This is a genomic window from Halorubrum sp. LN27, assembly GCF_016635065.1.
In the GTDB taxonomy this organism is placed as follows: domain Archaea; phylum Halobacteriota; class Halobacteria; order Halobacteriales; family Haloferacaceae; genus Halorubrum; species Halorubrum salipaludis.
In genome coordinates this window covers 518059-532909 of the sequence record NZ_JAEPET010000001.1, presented here as the reverse complement: position 1 = coordinate 532909, position 14851 = coordinate 518059, and the positions used below count along the sequence as shown (strand labels likewise).

Sequence of the window (14851 nt, the reverse complement as noted above, 5' to 3'; positions counted from 1 at the left end):
CCGGAGCCATGGCCTCTTCGCAAATCGGCACCGGCGGCGGGCTGTCGCGCCTCCGATCAGCGCTGCCCTTCTCCAACCGCGACTGGGGGCTCCTCCTCGTCGCTCCCGGCGTGCTCCTCTTCTCGAGTTTCATGCTGTACCCGATCTTCTATCTCTTCTACATCTCGCTCACCGACGCGACGTTCGCCGGGTCGGTGATCGGCGGGGGCGCCGAGCTGATCGGCCTCGCGAACTACGTCCAGCTCATCGGCGACTCGCAGTTCTGGACGTCGATGACGACGACGTGGCTGTTCGTCGCCGTCTCGCTCGTGATCAAGGTGCTTCTGGCGGTGGGGATCGCCCTCCTGTTGAACCACGTGCGCGTCGCCGGCAAGCGGTACATGCGCGCGGCGGTGATCGTCCCGCTGGGGTTCCCCGGCATCTTCACGATCACCGTCTGGCGCGGCATGTTCAGCGACGCGCGCTTCGGCGTGTTCAACACGATCCTGGGCCGGTACAACGACGTCATGTCGTCGCTGTCGGCGCCCGAACTCCTCCTGTTCGACGTGCCGATCGGCTTCCTCAGCGGTCGGTGGGAGGCCTTCTTTGCGTACGTCACCACGGAGGTGTGGCTGGCGTACCCGTTCATGGTGATCATCATCGTGAGCGCGCTGCAGGACGTGCCCCGGTCGCTCCACGAGGCCGCGATGGTCGATGGGGCGGGCGCGTTAGAGCGGTTCCGCACCGTCACGCTGCCCGCGATCAAGGGGCCGGTGCTGTTCGCGTCGATCCTCACGGCCGCGACCTCGTTCCAGCAGTTCCTGATCCCGTGGGTGTTCAACCAGGGCGGCCCGTCGCGACAGAACGAGCTGATCATCGTGTACGGCTACCGCGAGGCGATCACGTTCAACCAGTTCGGCCTCTCGGCCGCGATCTTGATCGTCGGCATCGCGTTCGTCGGGCTGTTCATGTACGTCGCCGTGCGCTACGGCGGCCTCGCCGAGGGGGTGGGTGACGAATGAGCGCGCTCGCCGCCCTCCTGGCGCTGGTCCGCGCGAAGCTCGTCGCGCTCGCCACCGCCCCGAAGCGCTTCGTCGTCATGGTCCAGCGGGCCGTCTACGACGTGCGCACGGGGAACCGCACCGCGTGGGACGTGACCAAGAGCGTCCTGATGACGCTGTTCGGGCTCACGATGGTGCTCGTGCTGCTGTTCCCGCTGTTCTGGATCACGACCGCGTCGCTCGCGGAGGGGACGCGGCTGTTCAACACCGGCGGCATCTTCCCCGACCCGTCGACGTACAACCTCGACGCCTACCGGTGGGTGATCTTCGAGTCCGACTTCTTCTTCGTCGACGGCGACTGGGGGTACCCCCAGCTCGTCCTCGGCGGCGGAAGCGGGCTCGTGAGTGTCCGGTGGGTCGGCACCGACACCGGGCCCGGCGCGCTGTTCAACAGCCTCTACATCGTCAGCGTGACGCTCGCCGCCGGGTTCGGGATGATCGTCCCGGCCGCGTACGCGTTCTCGCGCCGGCAGTTCATCGGTCGCAAGCGGATCCTCTACGGGTACGTCCTGTTCACGCAGATCGGCGCCGGGCTGTCGATCGCGACGCTCGTCGCCCTCTACTCGCTGTTCAGCACGTACGGGCTCACGAACAACCTCTTCATCTTGGGGCTGTTCTACGCCGCGTCGGCGATCCCGTTCAACACGTGGCTGTTGAAGACGTACATGGACAACATCCCCGTCTCCTACGAGGAGGCGGCGATGGTCGACGGCGCGAGCTTCCTCGACACGATCCGGGAGGTGATCCTCCCGCTGACGAAGCCGGGGCTCGCCGTCGTGCTCATCTTCGTCTGGCTCGCGGGCTGGAACGAGTTCATCATCGCGCAGACGCTGCTGCGCCCCGAGAACTACCCGCTGTCGGTGGAGCTGTACAACATCGCGACGCAGGGGCGGTTCTCCACGCCGTGGACGCAGTTCGCGGCGTTCGCGAACCTGTTCGCGCTCCCCGTCGCGATCGTCTACTTCGCGGCGCAGCGCTCCGTCGAAGACGGCCTGTCGTTCGGCGGGATGGAGGGATAGGCGGGGTTCGGTCCCGCTTCCCTGCGTTCTGCGTTCTCTCGTTCTTACGGTTTTTGGGACTCCGAAGGCGTAGACCACGGCTCGGCGGTTATCAGCGTCAAAGCCCCAGTCGCTCGGTTGTACGTGAACGATGACTCCGCCGTCAACACCGTCAAAGCCCCAGCCGTGAGGGCGGCGTACGCTCGTTGCGCTCCTCGCTCAGTCGCACACGCTCCTTCGCTGCGGTGCTTACATCGCCTACGCCGCCCTCACGGCCGCCCCTTTGAGTCCCGCCCAACCGCCCCGCAACCGCACCTCATGCCTCCCCAGCCTCGTCGCTGGCACCCTCCGCGTTGCTCCGGGAGCCAGCGACTCCCTCGCGCGTGCTGCTCCCGGTCGCCGTGGGCGACCGCTCGCAGGCACGCGCCACCGCGATTCACTTATAAGTAACACCGTGTCCAGACGAGCAGACCACTTCCCGTCGCCGCCGGCGACAACGGGTTCAAGTGCGCGCTCGCCCGACCGGAGTAACAATGGAGCCGCCGAACATCGAGCGGTTGGACGAGCGGACCGTCCAGCGCATCGCGGCCGGCGAGGTCGTCGAGCGCCCGGCCAGCGTCGTCAAGGAGCTGATCGAGAACAGCCTCGACGCGGGCGCGACGCGCGTGGCCGTGTCGGTCGAGGCCGGCGGCACCGAGGGGATCCGCGTCCGCGACGACGGCGTCGGCATCCCCCCCGACCAACTGGAGGCGGCGGTGGCGGAGCACGCCACCTCGAAGATCGGCGACATCGAGGACCTCGACCATGGCGTCGGTACCCTCGGCTTCCGCGGCGAGGCGCTGTACACCGTCGGCGCGGTCTCGCGCCTCACCGTCCGGTCCCGCCCGCCCGGCGCCGACGCGGGCGCGGAGATAACGGTCGAGGGGGGCGACGTGGGCGACGTGCGCCCCGCCGGCTGCCCGGAGGGGACGACCGTCGAGGTCGACGACCTCTTCTATAACACCCCCGCCCGCAAGAAGTTCCTCAAGCGGACCGCGACCGAGTTCGACCGGATCAACACGGTCGTCACCGGCTACGCGCTGGCGAACCCCGACGTCGCCGTCTCGCTGGAACACGATGGGCGGGAGACGTTCGCGACCGAGGGGAACGGCGACCTCCGGTCGGCCGTCCTCGCCGTCTACGGCCGCGAGGTCGCGGAGGCGATGGTGGACGTGGAGTGGGAGCCGGACAGTTCAACTACCGACCCGCCGGTCCGCGGCGTCTCCGGGCTCGTCTCGCACCCCGAGACGACCCGGTCGACCCGCGAGTACCTCGCGACCTACGTCAACGGTCGGTACGTCACCGCGAGCGCCCTGCGCGAGGCGGTCCTCGACGCGTACGGCGGCCAGCTCGCGCCCGACCGGTACCCCTTCGCGGTGCTCTTCGTCGAGGTCCCGCCCGGCGACGTCGACGTGAACGTCCACCCCCGGAAGCTGGAGGTCCGGTTCGACGAGGAGCCGGCGGTGCGCGACGCCGTGGAGGAGGCGGTCGAGGAGGCCCTGCTGGACCACGGGCTGATCCGGTCGACCGCGCCGCGGGGGGAGTCGGCCCCGGATCAGACCGAGATCAGCCCCGAAGGGCCCGAGACCGAGGCCGTCGGCGGCGCCGGGACCGACCACGAGCGCGCCGCGATCGGAAACCGGGAGAACGGGGACGGCGGAAACGACGAGGGGCGGGGAAGCGGTGACCCGGACTCCGGAGCCGCCGCTTCCGCGTCCGAACTGGACCCCACCGACGAGGAGGCGTGGGCGGTCGGCGACGTGGGCTCGGACGACGCCACCGATCCGGTTGGCTCGCCCGGCGACCGCGACGCCGACTCGCCCGGCTCCCTCGGGTCCGCTGAGTCAACTGGTTCCGCGTCCGACCGGCCCTCGCCGCGGAGCTGGCAGTCTGACGCGGACGAGACCGAGGGAACCGAGAGGGACGACGGTGATACCGTCGCCGGCGCCACGATCGAGACGGACCCCGAGAGCGACGCGGGAGAGCCCGAGGGGCTCAAGCGGTTCGGTGACTCGGCGTCGGACGACACCGAGGGACCTGCGTCGACCGACGCCGTGCCGAGCCCGAGCGCCGACGCGCCGGACGAGCGACGAGACCCGACCACCGACTCGCGTCCGGCCGCGACCGCCCAGCGGACCCTCGCCGGCGAGTCGACGAGCGCGGAGCGAACCTACGACTCGCTCCCGCCGCTGCGGGTGCTCGGACAGCTTCATGAGACGTACGTCGTCGCGGAGGCGCCGGACGGGCTCGTGCTGATCGACCAGCACGCCGCCGACGAGCGGGTGAACTACGAGCGGCTGCAGGCCGCCTTCGCCGACGGCGCGGCCGCGCAGGCGCTCGCCGAGCCCGTCCGGATCGAGCTCACCGCGCGGGAGGCGGCGCTGTTCGAGGAGTTCGTCGACGACCTCGCCGGAATCGGGTTCCGCGCCGAGCGCGCGGGCGAGCGCGAGGCGGTCGTCCGGTCGGTCCCGGCTGTCTTCGACGCCGCGCTCGACCCGGCGCTCGTCCGGGACGTGCTCTCCGCGCTCGTCGACGACGCGGGTGCGGGCGACAATCCGGTGACCGACGTGGTCGACGAGCTGCTCGCGGATCTCGCGTGTTACCCCTCCGTGACCGGGAACACCTCGCTGACGGAGGGGTCGGTCGTCGACCTGCTCGACCGGCTCGACGCCTGCGAGAACCCGTACGCCTGCCCGCACGGGCGGCCGGTCGTGATCCGGCTCGACCGCGACGAGATCGGCTCACGGTTCGAGCGCGACTACCCGGGTCACGCCGGGCGCCGCGCGGAGTAGCGGCGGGGAGACGAGAAGGAGACGAGGTGGAGAAGTCGGTCGCTCGGCGACCGCAGAGAGATACGCTTTAGGCGGGCGCCGTGGACCCACGGGTATGGAACGCGTAGCGATCATCGGCGCGTCGATGACCCCGTTCGGGCAACGTGACGCGTGGGTGCGAGAGCTGCTGGCGGAGGCGGGCGCGGCCGCGCTCGACGACGCCGGGATCGACGGCGACGACCTCGATCACCTGTACGTCTCGAACATGGCCAGCGGCGAGTTCGAGGGCCAGACCGGCGTCCCGAACGCGCTCGCCCACGACCTGGCGGCCCAGCCGGCCTACACCGCCCGGATCGACCAGACCTCCTCCTCGGGGGGCGCCGGGGTGTACGCCGCGTGGCAGTCGGTCGCCTCCGGCGCGTCGGACCTCACCATGCTCGTCGGCGGCGAGAAGATGACGCACCGCACGACCTCGGAGGCGACCGACGTGATCGCGTCGCTCACCCATCCGGTCGAATACAAGCAGGGCGTCACGCTCCCCTCCTTCGCGGGGCTCACGGCGCGGCTCTACCTCGACGAGTACGACGCCCCCCGCGAGAGCCTCGGGAAGGTCGCGGTGAAGAACCACCGGAACGGCGTGGACAACCCCCACGCGCAGTTCCAGAAGGAGGTCGGCCTCGACACGGTGCTCGAGTCGCCGATCGTCGCCGACCCCCTCCGGCTGTACGACTTCTGTCCGATCACGGACGGCTCGGCCGCGCTCGTGTTCTGTCCGGAGTCGGTCGCCGCGGAGTACGTCCCCGAGGACGAGTACGCGGTCGTCTCGGGGATCGGCGGCGCCACCGACACCCACGTCGTCCACGAGCGCGCGGACCCGACGACGATGGGGGGAGTCGTCGACTCCTCCGACATCGCCTACGAGATGGCGGATATCGGCCCGGACGACGTCGACGTGGCGGAGCTCCACGACATGTTCACCATCCTCGAGTTCCTCCAGAGCGAGGACCTCGGCTTCTTCGAGAAGGGCGAGGGCTGGAAGGCGGTCGAGGAGGGCGTCACCGACCGCGACGGCGAACTCCCGATCAACACCTCCGGCGGGCTCAAGTCGAAGGGACACCCCCTCGGCGCCAGCGGCGTCGCACAGGTGTACGAGATATACGAACAGGTCACCGGGAACGCCGGCCCGCGGCAGGTCGAGGCCGACACCGGGCTCGCCTGCAACGTCGGCGGGTTTGGGAACTGCGTGACCACGACGATTCTGGAGGGCACCCAATGAGCGAACACACCCAGGCGGACGAACAGACCTTCGAAGCGGCGGAGTACGCGGACGGCACCGTCACGTACCCGCCCCACACAGTGAGCCCGAACGGCGCCGAGCGCGTCGGCACGGTCGACCTCCGCGAGTACGAGGGGCGGGTCCTCACGTGGACGACCTCGACGGCGACGCCCCCCGGCGTCCGCGAGCCCAACACCCTCGCCATCGTCGAGTTCGACATGGGCGAGGCGTACGACGGCCCGGCGGTCCGCGCGCTCGGGCAGATAGCCGAGCGGGAGGACGGTTCCGGCGAGACGTTCGACGTCGACATCGGCGACCGCGTCGAGCCCGTCTACGCCGACGAGCTCCGCGAGCCGGGCGCCGGCATCCGCGAGCCGGAGAGCCAGAGGTGGGACGGGTTCAGGTTCCGGCCGCTCTGAGGGGCCGGCGGGGCCGGGTGCTCAGGCTGTTGCCGGCTGCTCTTCCAGCGGTACCTCGGAGCACTCGATCTCGAACCTCGCGCCGCCCTCGTCGCTTTCCGAGACCGTGATCTGCCACCCGTGCGCCCTGACGATGTCCCTGACGATCGCGAGCCCGAACCCGGTCCCCTCCCGGTTGGTCGTGTACCCCTGTTCGAGCACCTGATCGCGTTTGTCCTCGGGGATCCCCGTGCCGGTGTCCTCGACGTAGAAACCGAACGTCTCGGGAAGCGACCCGACCCGAACGGTCAGACCCGTCGTCTCGTTGTGTTCGGCGCTGTTCCGATACAGGTTCTCGAAGACGTTGAGCAGCCGGTCCCTGTCAGCGTCGAGGGCGAGCGACGTGTCGACGACCAGGTCGGCCTCGGCGGTGTCGACGTTCTGCCACGCGGTGTGGGCGATGTCCTCGAGCCGCACCTCAGTGGCTTCGGAGATCACCTCACCCGACCGAGCCAGCGTGAGGGCGTCGCTGATGATCGCCTCCATCCGCTCGAGCTGACGCTGAACCGTCTCGATGGAGTCTCCCTGCTCGCTTCCGGCGTCAGATTCGAGCATATCGACGTGGCCGGTCGCGACGTTCAGCGGGTTTCGGAGGTCGTGCGAGACGATGCTGGCGAACTGGTCGAGCCGCTCGTTCTGCCGTTCCAGCCGCCGCTTCTGCCGCTCCTTTTCGGTGACGTCGCGGGAGTTCAGCACGATACCCTCCACGAACTGGTCATCGAGGAGGTTCCGCGCCCGCACTTCGAGGACCCGCCATTCTCCGTCGGCGTGGCGGAACCTGACCCTGTAGGAGCTTGTGTATCCGTATTCGGTGCCGTGAGCGGAGAGTTCGGCGCGAAGTTCGTCTCGGTCGTTGGGGTGAACATTCTTGATGACGTTCGCACCGATCAACGCCGTCGGCACGTAGCCGAGAATCTCTTCGACCGACTGGCTAACGTACGTGACATCTCCATCCTCGTCGATCACCGCGATGACATCCGAAGACTGTTCGATGAGCCGTTTGAACCGCTCTTCGGCGATGTGTCGATCGGTGACGTCGCGGTAGATCAACAGCGACCCGATCGTCGCTCCGCTCCGGTCGGTCAACGTCGTTCGGTTGATGTCGAAGAATCGAAGCGACCCGTCGCGTTCGACGGTCACGTCCGAGTCGGCGTCGTCGGTGTTCCCGTGGAACGAGTCGTACAGCGGAACGACCTCGGCGGCCGGTCGTCCGACCGGCTTATCCACACCCTCGTCGAGAAGTTCCATACCGGCCACGTTCACGTCGACGACGCGATCGTCGATGTCGACGACGTACACCGGGTCGACCATCTCGTCGACGAGGGTATGCCTCGCGACGGGAGCCAGGTCGAGGAAGCCGAACCCGAAGAGCGCGACGGCGAACACGACGCCGGTGGCCGTGTTGGCGAACGCGGTCGGGTCGAAGGCCGTCGACAGGTTACCGCTGTACAGGAGGAGGAAACTGCCGATGACCGGGATGATTCCGCCGGAGAGCATCAACAGGACCTGCGTGCGGTATTGTCCGCCGCGCCTGACCCCGAAGACGAGCAGCAACGAGTACGTGGTGAGTATCAGGGTGTAGGTGTACGCCAGCGCCAGCCAAAACAGCGGCCCGTTCGCTCGGTCGACCGCAGCCAGCGGAGCGGCGCTGCTGAACCCGTGAACAGTCCAGAGCAGGTCGTGTGCCGGTGCGGTCGCGACGAGCGCGAGGACGGCGGCTGGCCACGCGAGCAGGAGCGCCCAGCGGCGACGAGTGAGGAGGGACTCCCGGCCGGTGTATATGAGTCCGAAGCGGAGTTGGGTCGGCCCGAGTCCGAGGATCCCGGCGAATTTGACCACCGTCCCGACCTGATACAGCGAGAGCGTCGTGCTCCCGGCGCGGATTCCGGTGCCCAGCGAGTAGAGAGACACGCAGATCATCACCAGCGAGAACGCGACCGCGCCGCGCACCTCTCTGCGCCGGACCGCGACGGCGGCGATGCCGAGGTTCAGCCCGGAGATACCGAACAGGACCCAAGAGACGATACCGGGTGAAAACCCCATATGAGGTCGAATTCACCCTCGGCAGATAAATATATGGACATGTTCTCAGTCGTGGTAATATGGCCCTATCTGATTCGCGTTCGACGCCGCCATTGGACAGAAAAACTGACCCACACATCCTATAACAGAGTTTCACCGCCCGCCCTCACGACTATCGAGATCCGATACGCCGTTCTTGTCTCGTGAGAATTACCAGAACATCCTGTGAAAGCGCCCCCTATTCGACCACCGGCGACGAGCGAGAGAGCGGGCCGAGGCAGCGTGTGCGAGCGCCGAACACACACGTTATCGATCCGTCGCGGGCTAAAATCGGGCCGCGGCCAACGGCGACGCCTCACACCCGTCGGTAGTCTCCGAGCCGCGTCCCGTCAAGCAGGTACGCGTCGCCGGCCGGTAGCGCGTCCGGGAGGAACGGCGCGAGGAACGACTGGCCGTCGACGTTCACCCATGTGCCGCCCGATCGCTCGTTGAACGCGGGGAAGACGACGAGCTCCGGCGGATCGGCGACGGATCCCGGATCGGCGTCGCCGCCCTCCACGAACGCCGCCGGATCGAGCGTCCCGCGCAGCCACGCGCGCTCCACGCGCGACCCGCCGACGGCGTCCTCCAACCTGACCTGCGGGTGCTCGTGGCCCATGCAGATCACGTCGGCGTCGAGCAGGTCCGGCTCGGGCCACGTGTGGCCGTGGAGGACGCCGACGCCGGCGTCCGCAGTCGAGCTATCACCGCCGTTGGCTCCGAGTATGCCCCCGCCGGCGCCGATCACGTCGAGGTTCTCGGCGAACGCCTCGGCGACCCCGGCGTCGTGGTTCCCCTCGACGAGCGTCATCGGGACGCGGTCCGTGACCGCCCGGATCAGCTCGACCAGCTCCTCGCGCTCGTCGCCCTCCGGCGCCGCGATCCGGTGCGCGAGGTCGCCGAGGACCACGAGTCGGTCGGCGTCGGTCTCGGCGATCAGGGCGCAGAGGCGCTCTCGGCGCTCGTCGGCCCGGCTGTCGAGCTCGACTCCCCGCTCGTATCGGAGCCCGACCTCGATGCCGGCGTGCACGTCGGCGACCAGCAGCGCGCGCTCGTCCTCGAGGTCGGCCACGGCCGCGGGTTCGCCGACCACCGGTTCGACGGCGGGCGACGCGGCGGGGGCCATCAGATCGGCTTCAGCGTGCCGTCACCGGGCTCGTAGCACTTCCCGCTCATCAGCGCGTCCTGGATCGCGTCCTCGACCGACTCGGCGGCGACGCCGAGGTCGTCGACGACCGCCTCGACGACGGCCTCGCGGTCGGCCCCGTCGCCGTCGTCGAGCGCGCCCATCGCGTCGATGACCGCGGCTTCGAGGTCGACGTCGTCGCTCTCCACGGAGTCGTCGGTCGTCTCGGCGTCGTCGGTCGTCTCGGCGTCATCGGTCGCCGGTTCCCGGCTCTCCGGTTCCGAGTCGGCGGCGGGCTCCGCGGCGTCTTCGGCCGGGGGCTCGTCCATCTCCTCGGGCTCCGGCACGTCGATATCGGCCTCGCCGGGCTCGTCGACCTCGCTCCCGGTCGAGAAGTCGGTCCCGAACTCCGACTCGATCTCCTCGCGCTCCGCCTCGTCGAGCTCGTACATCTCGTCGGAGGCGGGGTCGGCCGACGGCTCGTCGAAGTCGGCCTCGGCGTCGTCGCCGGATTCGCCGGAGTCGGCGTCGTCAGTCCCGGCGTCGAAGTCGCCGAGTCCGTCGCTCTCGTCACCCGGATCGGCCGACGGTTCGTCCACGGCGCGGTCGGCGGACTCGGACGCGGCGTCGTCGGATTCGGCCTCGATCCCGGAGGACCCGGAGTCGGCGGGCGCGGCGTCGGCGGCGCCGGTGACGTCGGCGGCGTCCGCGGCGTCCGCAGCGTCCGCGGTGTCAGTGGATTCGGCGGCGGCGTCGGTGGTGTCTGCGTCGGCGGCGGCGTCGGTGGTGTCTGCGTCGGCTGCGGTGTCGGCGGGTTCGGAACCGATCGAGTCGGAATCGGTCGATTCCGGCTCTCCGGCCGGTTCGTCTGATTCGGAAACGTCCGGTTCGGAGTCCGACTCCGCCGTTTCCCCGCCACCGACCGACCCCGCCGGCGCCTCGATCGTCACGTCCGTCGCCGGGAGCGTACCGATCGCCGCTTCGCCGCCCTCATCGGGAGCGATCTCGGGCGAGCGGACCTCGTCGCGGTCGCCGGCGATCAGCTCTAAGGCGTCGACGGCGAGCCGACGGAGCGCCTCGACGTAGGCGGTCGAGGTGTCGTAGTGGGCGATCGCCTTCGGAATTCCCGCCGCCAGCGACGCCGGCGCGCCGCCCGATTCGAGGGCCGCGCGGAGTTCCTCGCCCCGGAGGTCGGAGTCGAGGGCCTTCGCGAAGACGGCGAGCCGGTCGAGCGTGGCCTCCGCCGCGGAGACCACCCAGCGGTCGCGGGTGTCGGCGTCGACCGCGTTGAGGCTCTCCGGGCGGACAGAAGTGAACACGCGGTCGGAGTCCTCCGGCTCGAAGGTTCGCGCCTTCCCGGTGAGGGCGACGAACGCCGGCGGTTCGGCGCGCTCCAAGAAGGTCTGTGCCTCCGGCTGGTACTGGCCGGCGTAGGTGACGAACGCGCCGGAGGGGTCGACGACCCGCCCGCGGCGCGTCTCGTCGTTCACGCGCTCGACCTCGGTGAGCACGCCGGCGACGAACAGTCGGTTCACGCGGGCCCCCGTGGGGGAGACCACGTAGTTCGGGGCGCGCTCCTCGTCGCTCTCGGAGTACGAGAGGGAGGCGTCGTCGAACTCGGCGGCGAACAGGCGGTGCGCGACCTCCCGGGCGCCCGGTCCGTCGTCGCTCATTCGCCCACCTCCGCGAGCGCGGCGCGGGCGCGGTCGGCCGGGTCGTCGTCCGCGAGCTCGAACTCGGCCGCGTCGAGGTTGGCGCCGTAGTCGTCGACCGAGAGGTTCCCGCGGACGCGGTACGCGCGCCCGACGAGGGAGTCGGCGATCGCCTCGGCGACGACCTCCTTGTCCATCGCGTCCTTCGCGGCCTCGAGGGCGTCCTCGAGCCCGCCGCCGTACACCTCGGCGGTGAGCTCGTCGTCGAGGACGACGGTGACGGTGTCGGTGCCGTCGTCGACGATCGCCTTCACGCGGAGGTCGTCCTCGCCGTCCACGTCGCCGTGGCTCCGGCACTGCCCGTTCTGGACCACGCGGCCGCACTCCGGACAGCGCTCGATGAGCCCGGAGCCGTCACGGATTTCGAGGACGTTGCCGACGATCTCCACGTCGAACATCCCGCCGGAGCCGACCGCCTCGGCGACCGACAGGCGGGGCGCGTCCTCGGCGACCTCGACCGGGTCGGGGAGCGGCGTCACCGTCGAGAACTCGGTGAGGTTGATCGACGGGACCCCCCGGAACTCCCGGACGTACACGTCCTCGATCCGGAGGTCGGCGCCCGGCGTCAGTTCCGACCGGGGCTGCCAGTCGGTGAAGGGGAGCTTCGCGGTGGCGTCGCCGACGACGCCCTCTAAGATCTCCGTCTCGCCGTCGCGGCCGGAGATCGTCTTCTCGTCGACCTCCAGCACGCGGACTTCCACGTTCCGGCCGCGGTCGCCCGCATTGATGTCGACGAGGCTCCGGTCGCCGCCGACCTCCTGGTCGACTTCGACCGGCTCGTCGGCGATGGCGACGGTGGTGGAGTCGTTGAGGTTGAGCTCCGGTGCCCCCTCCCACTCGCGGACGCCGGCGTTGCCGATCGTCAGCGAGTCGCCCGGTTCGAACCCGAAGTCCTGCCACGCGGTGTAGGAGATGACGCCGGTCTCGTCGGCGACCTCCCCCTCGCGGATCGTGAGGTCGTCGCCTTGATACCGGATCGTGCGGGTCCCCTGGGTGAGCACGCGGACGGTGACCGTCACCCCGTCGTGGTCGGTGGTGATCTCGCCCACGTCGACGGCGTCCGGCGTCGGCGACGAGCCGCCGCCTCCGCCGCCGTGCTTCCGGCGGACGCTCTGTTTGGCCTCGTCGATCGGGACGCTGTACTCCAGTAGGTTCTGCAGGTCCTCTTTGACCTCCTCTTTGTCGACGCCGAGGTCGGAGGCGAGCTCCTCGGCATGGCTGTTGACGTCCATCGGGTCGGGCTTCGACGCGACCGCACAAAAGGGTTCACCACCCCTCGCGCGGCTCCCCGTAGAGGGGTGGCCCGCCGCGACGGCCGGTAGGGCTAAACCGCCCCCGTCCGCACCGTGGTGTATGGACGAGATCGACATCGACGCGCGCGTCACGGGGGAGCGGACCGTCATCGACGTGACCGGGACCCGCGACGTCGCGGTCGTCGTTCGCTCCGCGAGCGGCGAGCGGATCTACCTCCCGCCGGCGGGCTTCGACGAGCCCGTTTCGGAGTCGCCGTACACCTCGCCGTATCAGGGCGGGAGCGGCGTCGACGGCGAGGAAAGCCCGTACGGCGGCGGATCCGGGAGCACGCGCGGCGTGATCGAGACCGCGGAGGGGTTCCGGATCACTCACCCGGAGACGGCCACCGAGTTCGACGTGTACCGCGGCGACGGCGACGCGGACGACGACGCAGACGACGGCGAATAGCATCGGCGCGCCTGACGGCGAAAGCGACGGTGCGGCCGAAAACGAATAGCGCCGACGGAAAGGGGATCGAAAAGCGGCGGACGGAGGGCGTCTACGCCACGTCTTCGTACACGGCCAGCGTGTCCTCGACGACCGCCGACCACTCGCGGCGCTCGTACTCCGGCGGGGACTCGCGGTCGAGCGCGGTCGCGATCCCGTCGACGATCGACTCCGAATCGACCTCGACCTCGACGAGGCAGTCGTCGGGAAGCACCTCTGCGACGCCCGACCGAGTGGCGACGACCTGCGTCCCGGCTTCGAGGGCCTCCGTGATCGTGATCCCGAACGGTTCCGCGTACGAGGGGGAGACGAACGCGTCGGCGGCGGCGTAGTAGTCGCCGAGCTCCGCCTCCGGGACGTAGCCGACGAACTCGACGCGGTCCTCGATCCCGAGCAGCTCGGCGAACCGCTTCAGCTGGTCGGTCTGGTGGCCCGATCCCCCGACGACGAGGGTCACGCCGGGCCGGTGGAGCTTCCGCACCGCGTACAGCAGATGCGAGATCCCCTTCTGGTCGGTGTGTCGGCCGACGAAAAACAGCATCTCGCCGTCGATCCCGAGGTCCGCGCGGACGTCTTTCCCGGAGAACTTCGGGGTCGAGAAGCCGTTGTACACGACGCGCGAGTCGGCGTCGTACAGTTCCGTGATGTCCTCGCGGACGATCTCGCTGACCGCGATGTTGGTGTCCGCCGCGTTCGCGAGGCGGCGCTCGGTCTCGACCTCGCGGGTCGGCGGGTCGATGTTGCGGTCGCTCGCCAGCGAGTGGAACGAGGACACCCACGTCGCGTCCGACGCGCGGGCGGCCTGCCGACCGGGGCCGTAGCCGAACCAGTCGTGCGTGTGGATCACGTCGTGGTCGGGGGCGAGCTCGGCGAACCGGTCGCTGAGCCGGTCGACGCGGGCCGCCACGTCGCCCTCTCCCGTCTCGACGGGCTCGATCCCCGGCTCGTCGTCCGGCGCGAACTCCGCGGGCAACACGAGGGTGGCGTCCACCCCGAGGTCGTCGCGGAGCCCGGAGAACAGTTCGCCGACGTGGACGTCGAGCCCGCCGGTGATGTTCGGCGGATACCCCCATCCCAGCATGAGTACGCTCGGCGGCATACCTCCCCGTTTCGGGAGTCGGCACTTAGGTATGCCCCTCGTTCGTCCGGGCGAACGGCTCGAGGGAGCGGAGGTGTGCGAAAAGACGCTCGGGAACTCCCGTCGGTCCCGGCTCGGGGTCGATCCCGACTCGGGTTCAGTTTCGATCCCGGTTCAGGCCGCCTTCACGGCGTCGCGCAGCGCGTCCGTGCGGTCGGTGATCGACTCGGCGGCGTCGGCGAGCACGTCGAGCGGGTCGCCGGACTCGGATTTCACCGTCAGCACCGGCTCGGTCTGGCCGCCGGACTGCTCGGGGTTCATGTCGTAGGTCGCGGCCGCGACGTCGTCGGTCTCAAGCAGGACGCCCTTCAGCACGTTCATGAACGTGTGGTCCTCGCCGGCGATCTCGATGCGGAGTTCCGTGTCGGTCTTCTCGATGACCCGCAGTTCCATGTTCGTGAGGTCGGGCGAGCGGCGTTTCAAGCTTTCGTCTCCCGGATATCCGGGGATGGGGAGGGACCGCACGCGACCCGAAAGCGTATGCCGTCGGCC

The 14851-nt window shown here is 69.5% G+C and carries 12 protein-coding genes; 6 read left to right on the top strand and 6 right to left on the bottom strand.

Translation table 11 applies throughout. The features are described 5' to 3' along the window. Nucleotides 1-8 precede the first annotated feature (8 nt). From JIN95_RS02550 to JIN95_RS02530, 5 genes are all read left to right on the top strand, one after another. Nucleotides 9-1001, top strand: coding sequence for a sugar ABC transporter permease (locus JIN95_RS02550; RefSeq protein ID WP_095636378.1), 993 nt, complete (start codon nucleotides 9-11; stop codon nucleotides 999-1001). Continuing rightward, entirely contained in the window at nucleotides 998-2059 is a 1062-nt protein-coding gene (locus tag JIN95_RS02545) for an ABC transporter permease subunit (RefSeq protein ID WP_200530427.1), read from the top strand. The genes JIN95_RS02550 and JIN95_RS02545 overlap by 4 nt, the downstream gene beginning before the upstream one ends. A gap of 512 nt (nucleotides 2060-2571) precedes the next feature. Then, nucleotides 2572-4869: a DNA mismatch repair endonuclease MutL gene (mutL, locus tag JIN95_RS02540; protein ID WP_200530426.1), complete on the top strand. Its 2298-nt coding sequence runs from the start codon at nucleotides 2572-2574 to the stop codon at nucleotides 4867-4869. A gap of 94 nt (nucleotides 4870-4963) precedes the next feature. Beyond that, on the top strand, nucleotides 4964-6124 hold the full coding sequence (locus tag JIN95_RS02535; RefSeq protein ID WP_200530425.1) for a thiolase family protein: 1161 nt from the start codon (nucleotides 4964-4966) through the stop codon (nucleotides 6122-6124). Then, on the top strand, nucleotides 6121-6543 hold the full coding sequence (locus tag JIN95_RS02530) for an OB-fold domain-containing protein (protein ID WP_200530424.1): 423 nt from the start codon (nucleotides 6121-6123) through the stop codon (nucleotides 6541-6543). The genes JIN95_RS02535 and JIN95_RS02530 overlap by 4 nt, the downstream gene beginning before the upstream one ends. A 21-nt stretch (nucleotides 6544-6564) precedes the next feature. Here the strand turns inward: JIN95_RS02530 and JIN95_RS02525 are convergent, their stop codons facing one another. The 4 genes from JIN95_RS02525 to JIN95_RS02510 all read right to left on the bottom strand — a co-directional run bounded on the left by JIN95_RS02525 (nucleotide 6565) and on the right by JIN95_RS02510 (nucleotide 12713). Then, nucleotides 6565-8625 (bottom strand): histidine kinase N-terminal 7TM domain-containing protein, encoded by a 2061-nt coding sequence (locus tag JIN95_RS02525; RefSeq protein WP_200530423.1) that lies wholly within the window; start codon nucleotides 8623-8625, stop codon nucleotides 6565-6567. Nucleotides 8626-8959: 334 nt separating this feature from the next. Then, nucleotides 8960-9769 carry a metallophosphoesterase gene (locus tag JIN95_RS02520; protein WP_200530422.1) on the bottom strand — a complete coding sequence of 270 codons (810 nt, stop codon included), beginning with the start codon at nucleotides 9767-9769 and terminating at the stop codon, nucleotides 8960-8962. Next, a complete protein-coding gene (locus JIN95_RS02515) occupies nucleotides 9769-11442 on the bottom strand; it encodes a hypothetical protein (RefSeq protein WP_200530421.1) in 1674 nt (557 codons plus the stop codon). The genes JIN95_RS02520 and JIN95_RS02515 overlap by 1 nt, the downstream gene beginning before the upstream one ends. Continuing rightward, a complete protein-coding gene (locus JIN95_RS02510; RefSeq protein WP_200530420.1) occupies nucleotides 11439-12713 on the bottom strand; it encodes a Single-stranded DNA binding protein in 1275 nt (424 codons plus the stop codon). The genes JIN95_RS02515 and JIN95_RS02510 overlap by 4 nt, the downstream gene beginning before the upstream one ends. 121 nt (nucleotides 12714-12834) lie before the next feature. Between JIN95_RS02510 and JIN95_RS02505 the strand changes: the two genes are divergently transcribed. Further along, nucleotides 12835-13182: a hypothetical protein gene (locus tag JIN95_RS02505; RefSeq protein WP_095636369.1), complete on the top strand. Its 348-nt coding sequence runs from the start codon at nucleotides 12835-12837 to the stop codon at nucleotides 13180-13182. A 91-nt stretch (nucleotides 13183-13273) separates the two neighbouring features. Here the strand turns inward: JIN95_RS02505 and JIN95_RS02500 are convergent, their stop codons facing one another. Both JIN95_RS02500 and JIN95_RS02495 read right to left on the bottom strand, forming a co-directional pair. After that, the gene (locus JIN95_RS02500; RefSeq protein ID WP_200532097.1) at nucleotides 13274-14302 is read right to left on the bottom strand and encodes a glycosyltransferase family 4 protein; all 1029 of its coding nucleotides are present in this window, start codon (nucleotides 14300-14302) and stop codon (nucleotides 13274-13276) included. A gap of 171 nt (nucleotides 14303-14473) precedes the next feature. Then, nucleotides 14474-14752, bottom strand: coding sequence for a DNA-directed RNA polymerase subunit L (locus JIN95_RS02495; protein ID WP_095636367.1), 279 nt, complete (start codon nucleotides 14750-14752; stop codon nucleotides 14474-14476). Nucleotides 14753-14851 lie beyond the last annotated feature (99 nt).

Excerpts from the sequence above, each read along its gene's own strand:
- JIN95_RS02550 (WP_095636378.1), top strand. The coding sequence starts at position 9 with ATGGCCTCTTCGCAAATCGGCACCGGCGGCGGGCTGTCGCGCCTCCGA.
- JIN95_RS02545 (WP_200530427.1), top strand. The coding sequence starts at position 998 with ATGAGCGCGCTCGCCGCCCTCCTGGCGCTGGTCCGCGCGAAGCTCGTC.
- mutL (WP_200530426.1), top strand. The coding sequence starts at position 2,572 with ATGGAGCCGCCGAACATCGAGCGGTTGGACGAGCGGACCGTCCAGCGC.
- JIN95_RS02535 (WP_200530425.1), top strand. The coding sequence starts at position 4,964 with ATGGAACGCGTAGCGATCATCGGCGCGTCGATGACCCCGTTCGGGCAA.
- JIN95_RS02530 (WP_200530424.1), top strand. The coding sequence starts at position 6,121 with ATGAGCGAACACACCCAGGCGGACGAACAGACCTTCGAAGCGGCGGAG.
- JIN95_RS02525 (WP_200530423.1), bottom strand. The coding sequence starts at position 8,625 with ATGGGGTTTTCACCCGGTATCGTCTCTTGGGTCCTGTTCGGTATCTCC.
- JIN95_RS02520 (WP_200530422.1), bottom strand. The coding sequence starts at position 9,769 with ATGGCCCCCGCCGCGTCGCCCGCCGTCGAACCGGTGGTCGGCGAACCC.
- JIN95_RS02515 (WP_200530421.1), bottom strand. The coding sequence starts at position 11,442 with ATGAGCGACGACGGACCGGGCGCCCGGGAGGTCGCGCACCGCCTGTTC.
- JIN95_RS02510 (WP_200530420.1), bottom strand. The coding sequence starts at position 12,713 with ATGGACGTCAACAGCCATGCCGAGGAGCTCGCCTCCGACCTCGGCGTC.
- JIN95_RS02505 (WP_095636369.1), top strand. The coding sequence starts at position 12,835 with ATGGACGAGATCGACATCGACGCGCGCGTCACGGGGGAGCGGACCGTC.
- JIN95_RS02500 (WP_200532097.1), bottom strand. The coding sequence starts at position 14,302 with ATGCTGGGATGGGGGTATCCGCCGAACATCACCGGCGGGCTCGACGTC.
- JIN95_RS02495 (WP_095636367.1), bottom strand. The coding sequence starts at position 14,752 with ATGGAACTGCGGGTCATCGAGAAGACCGACACGGAACTCCGCATCGAG.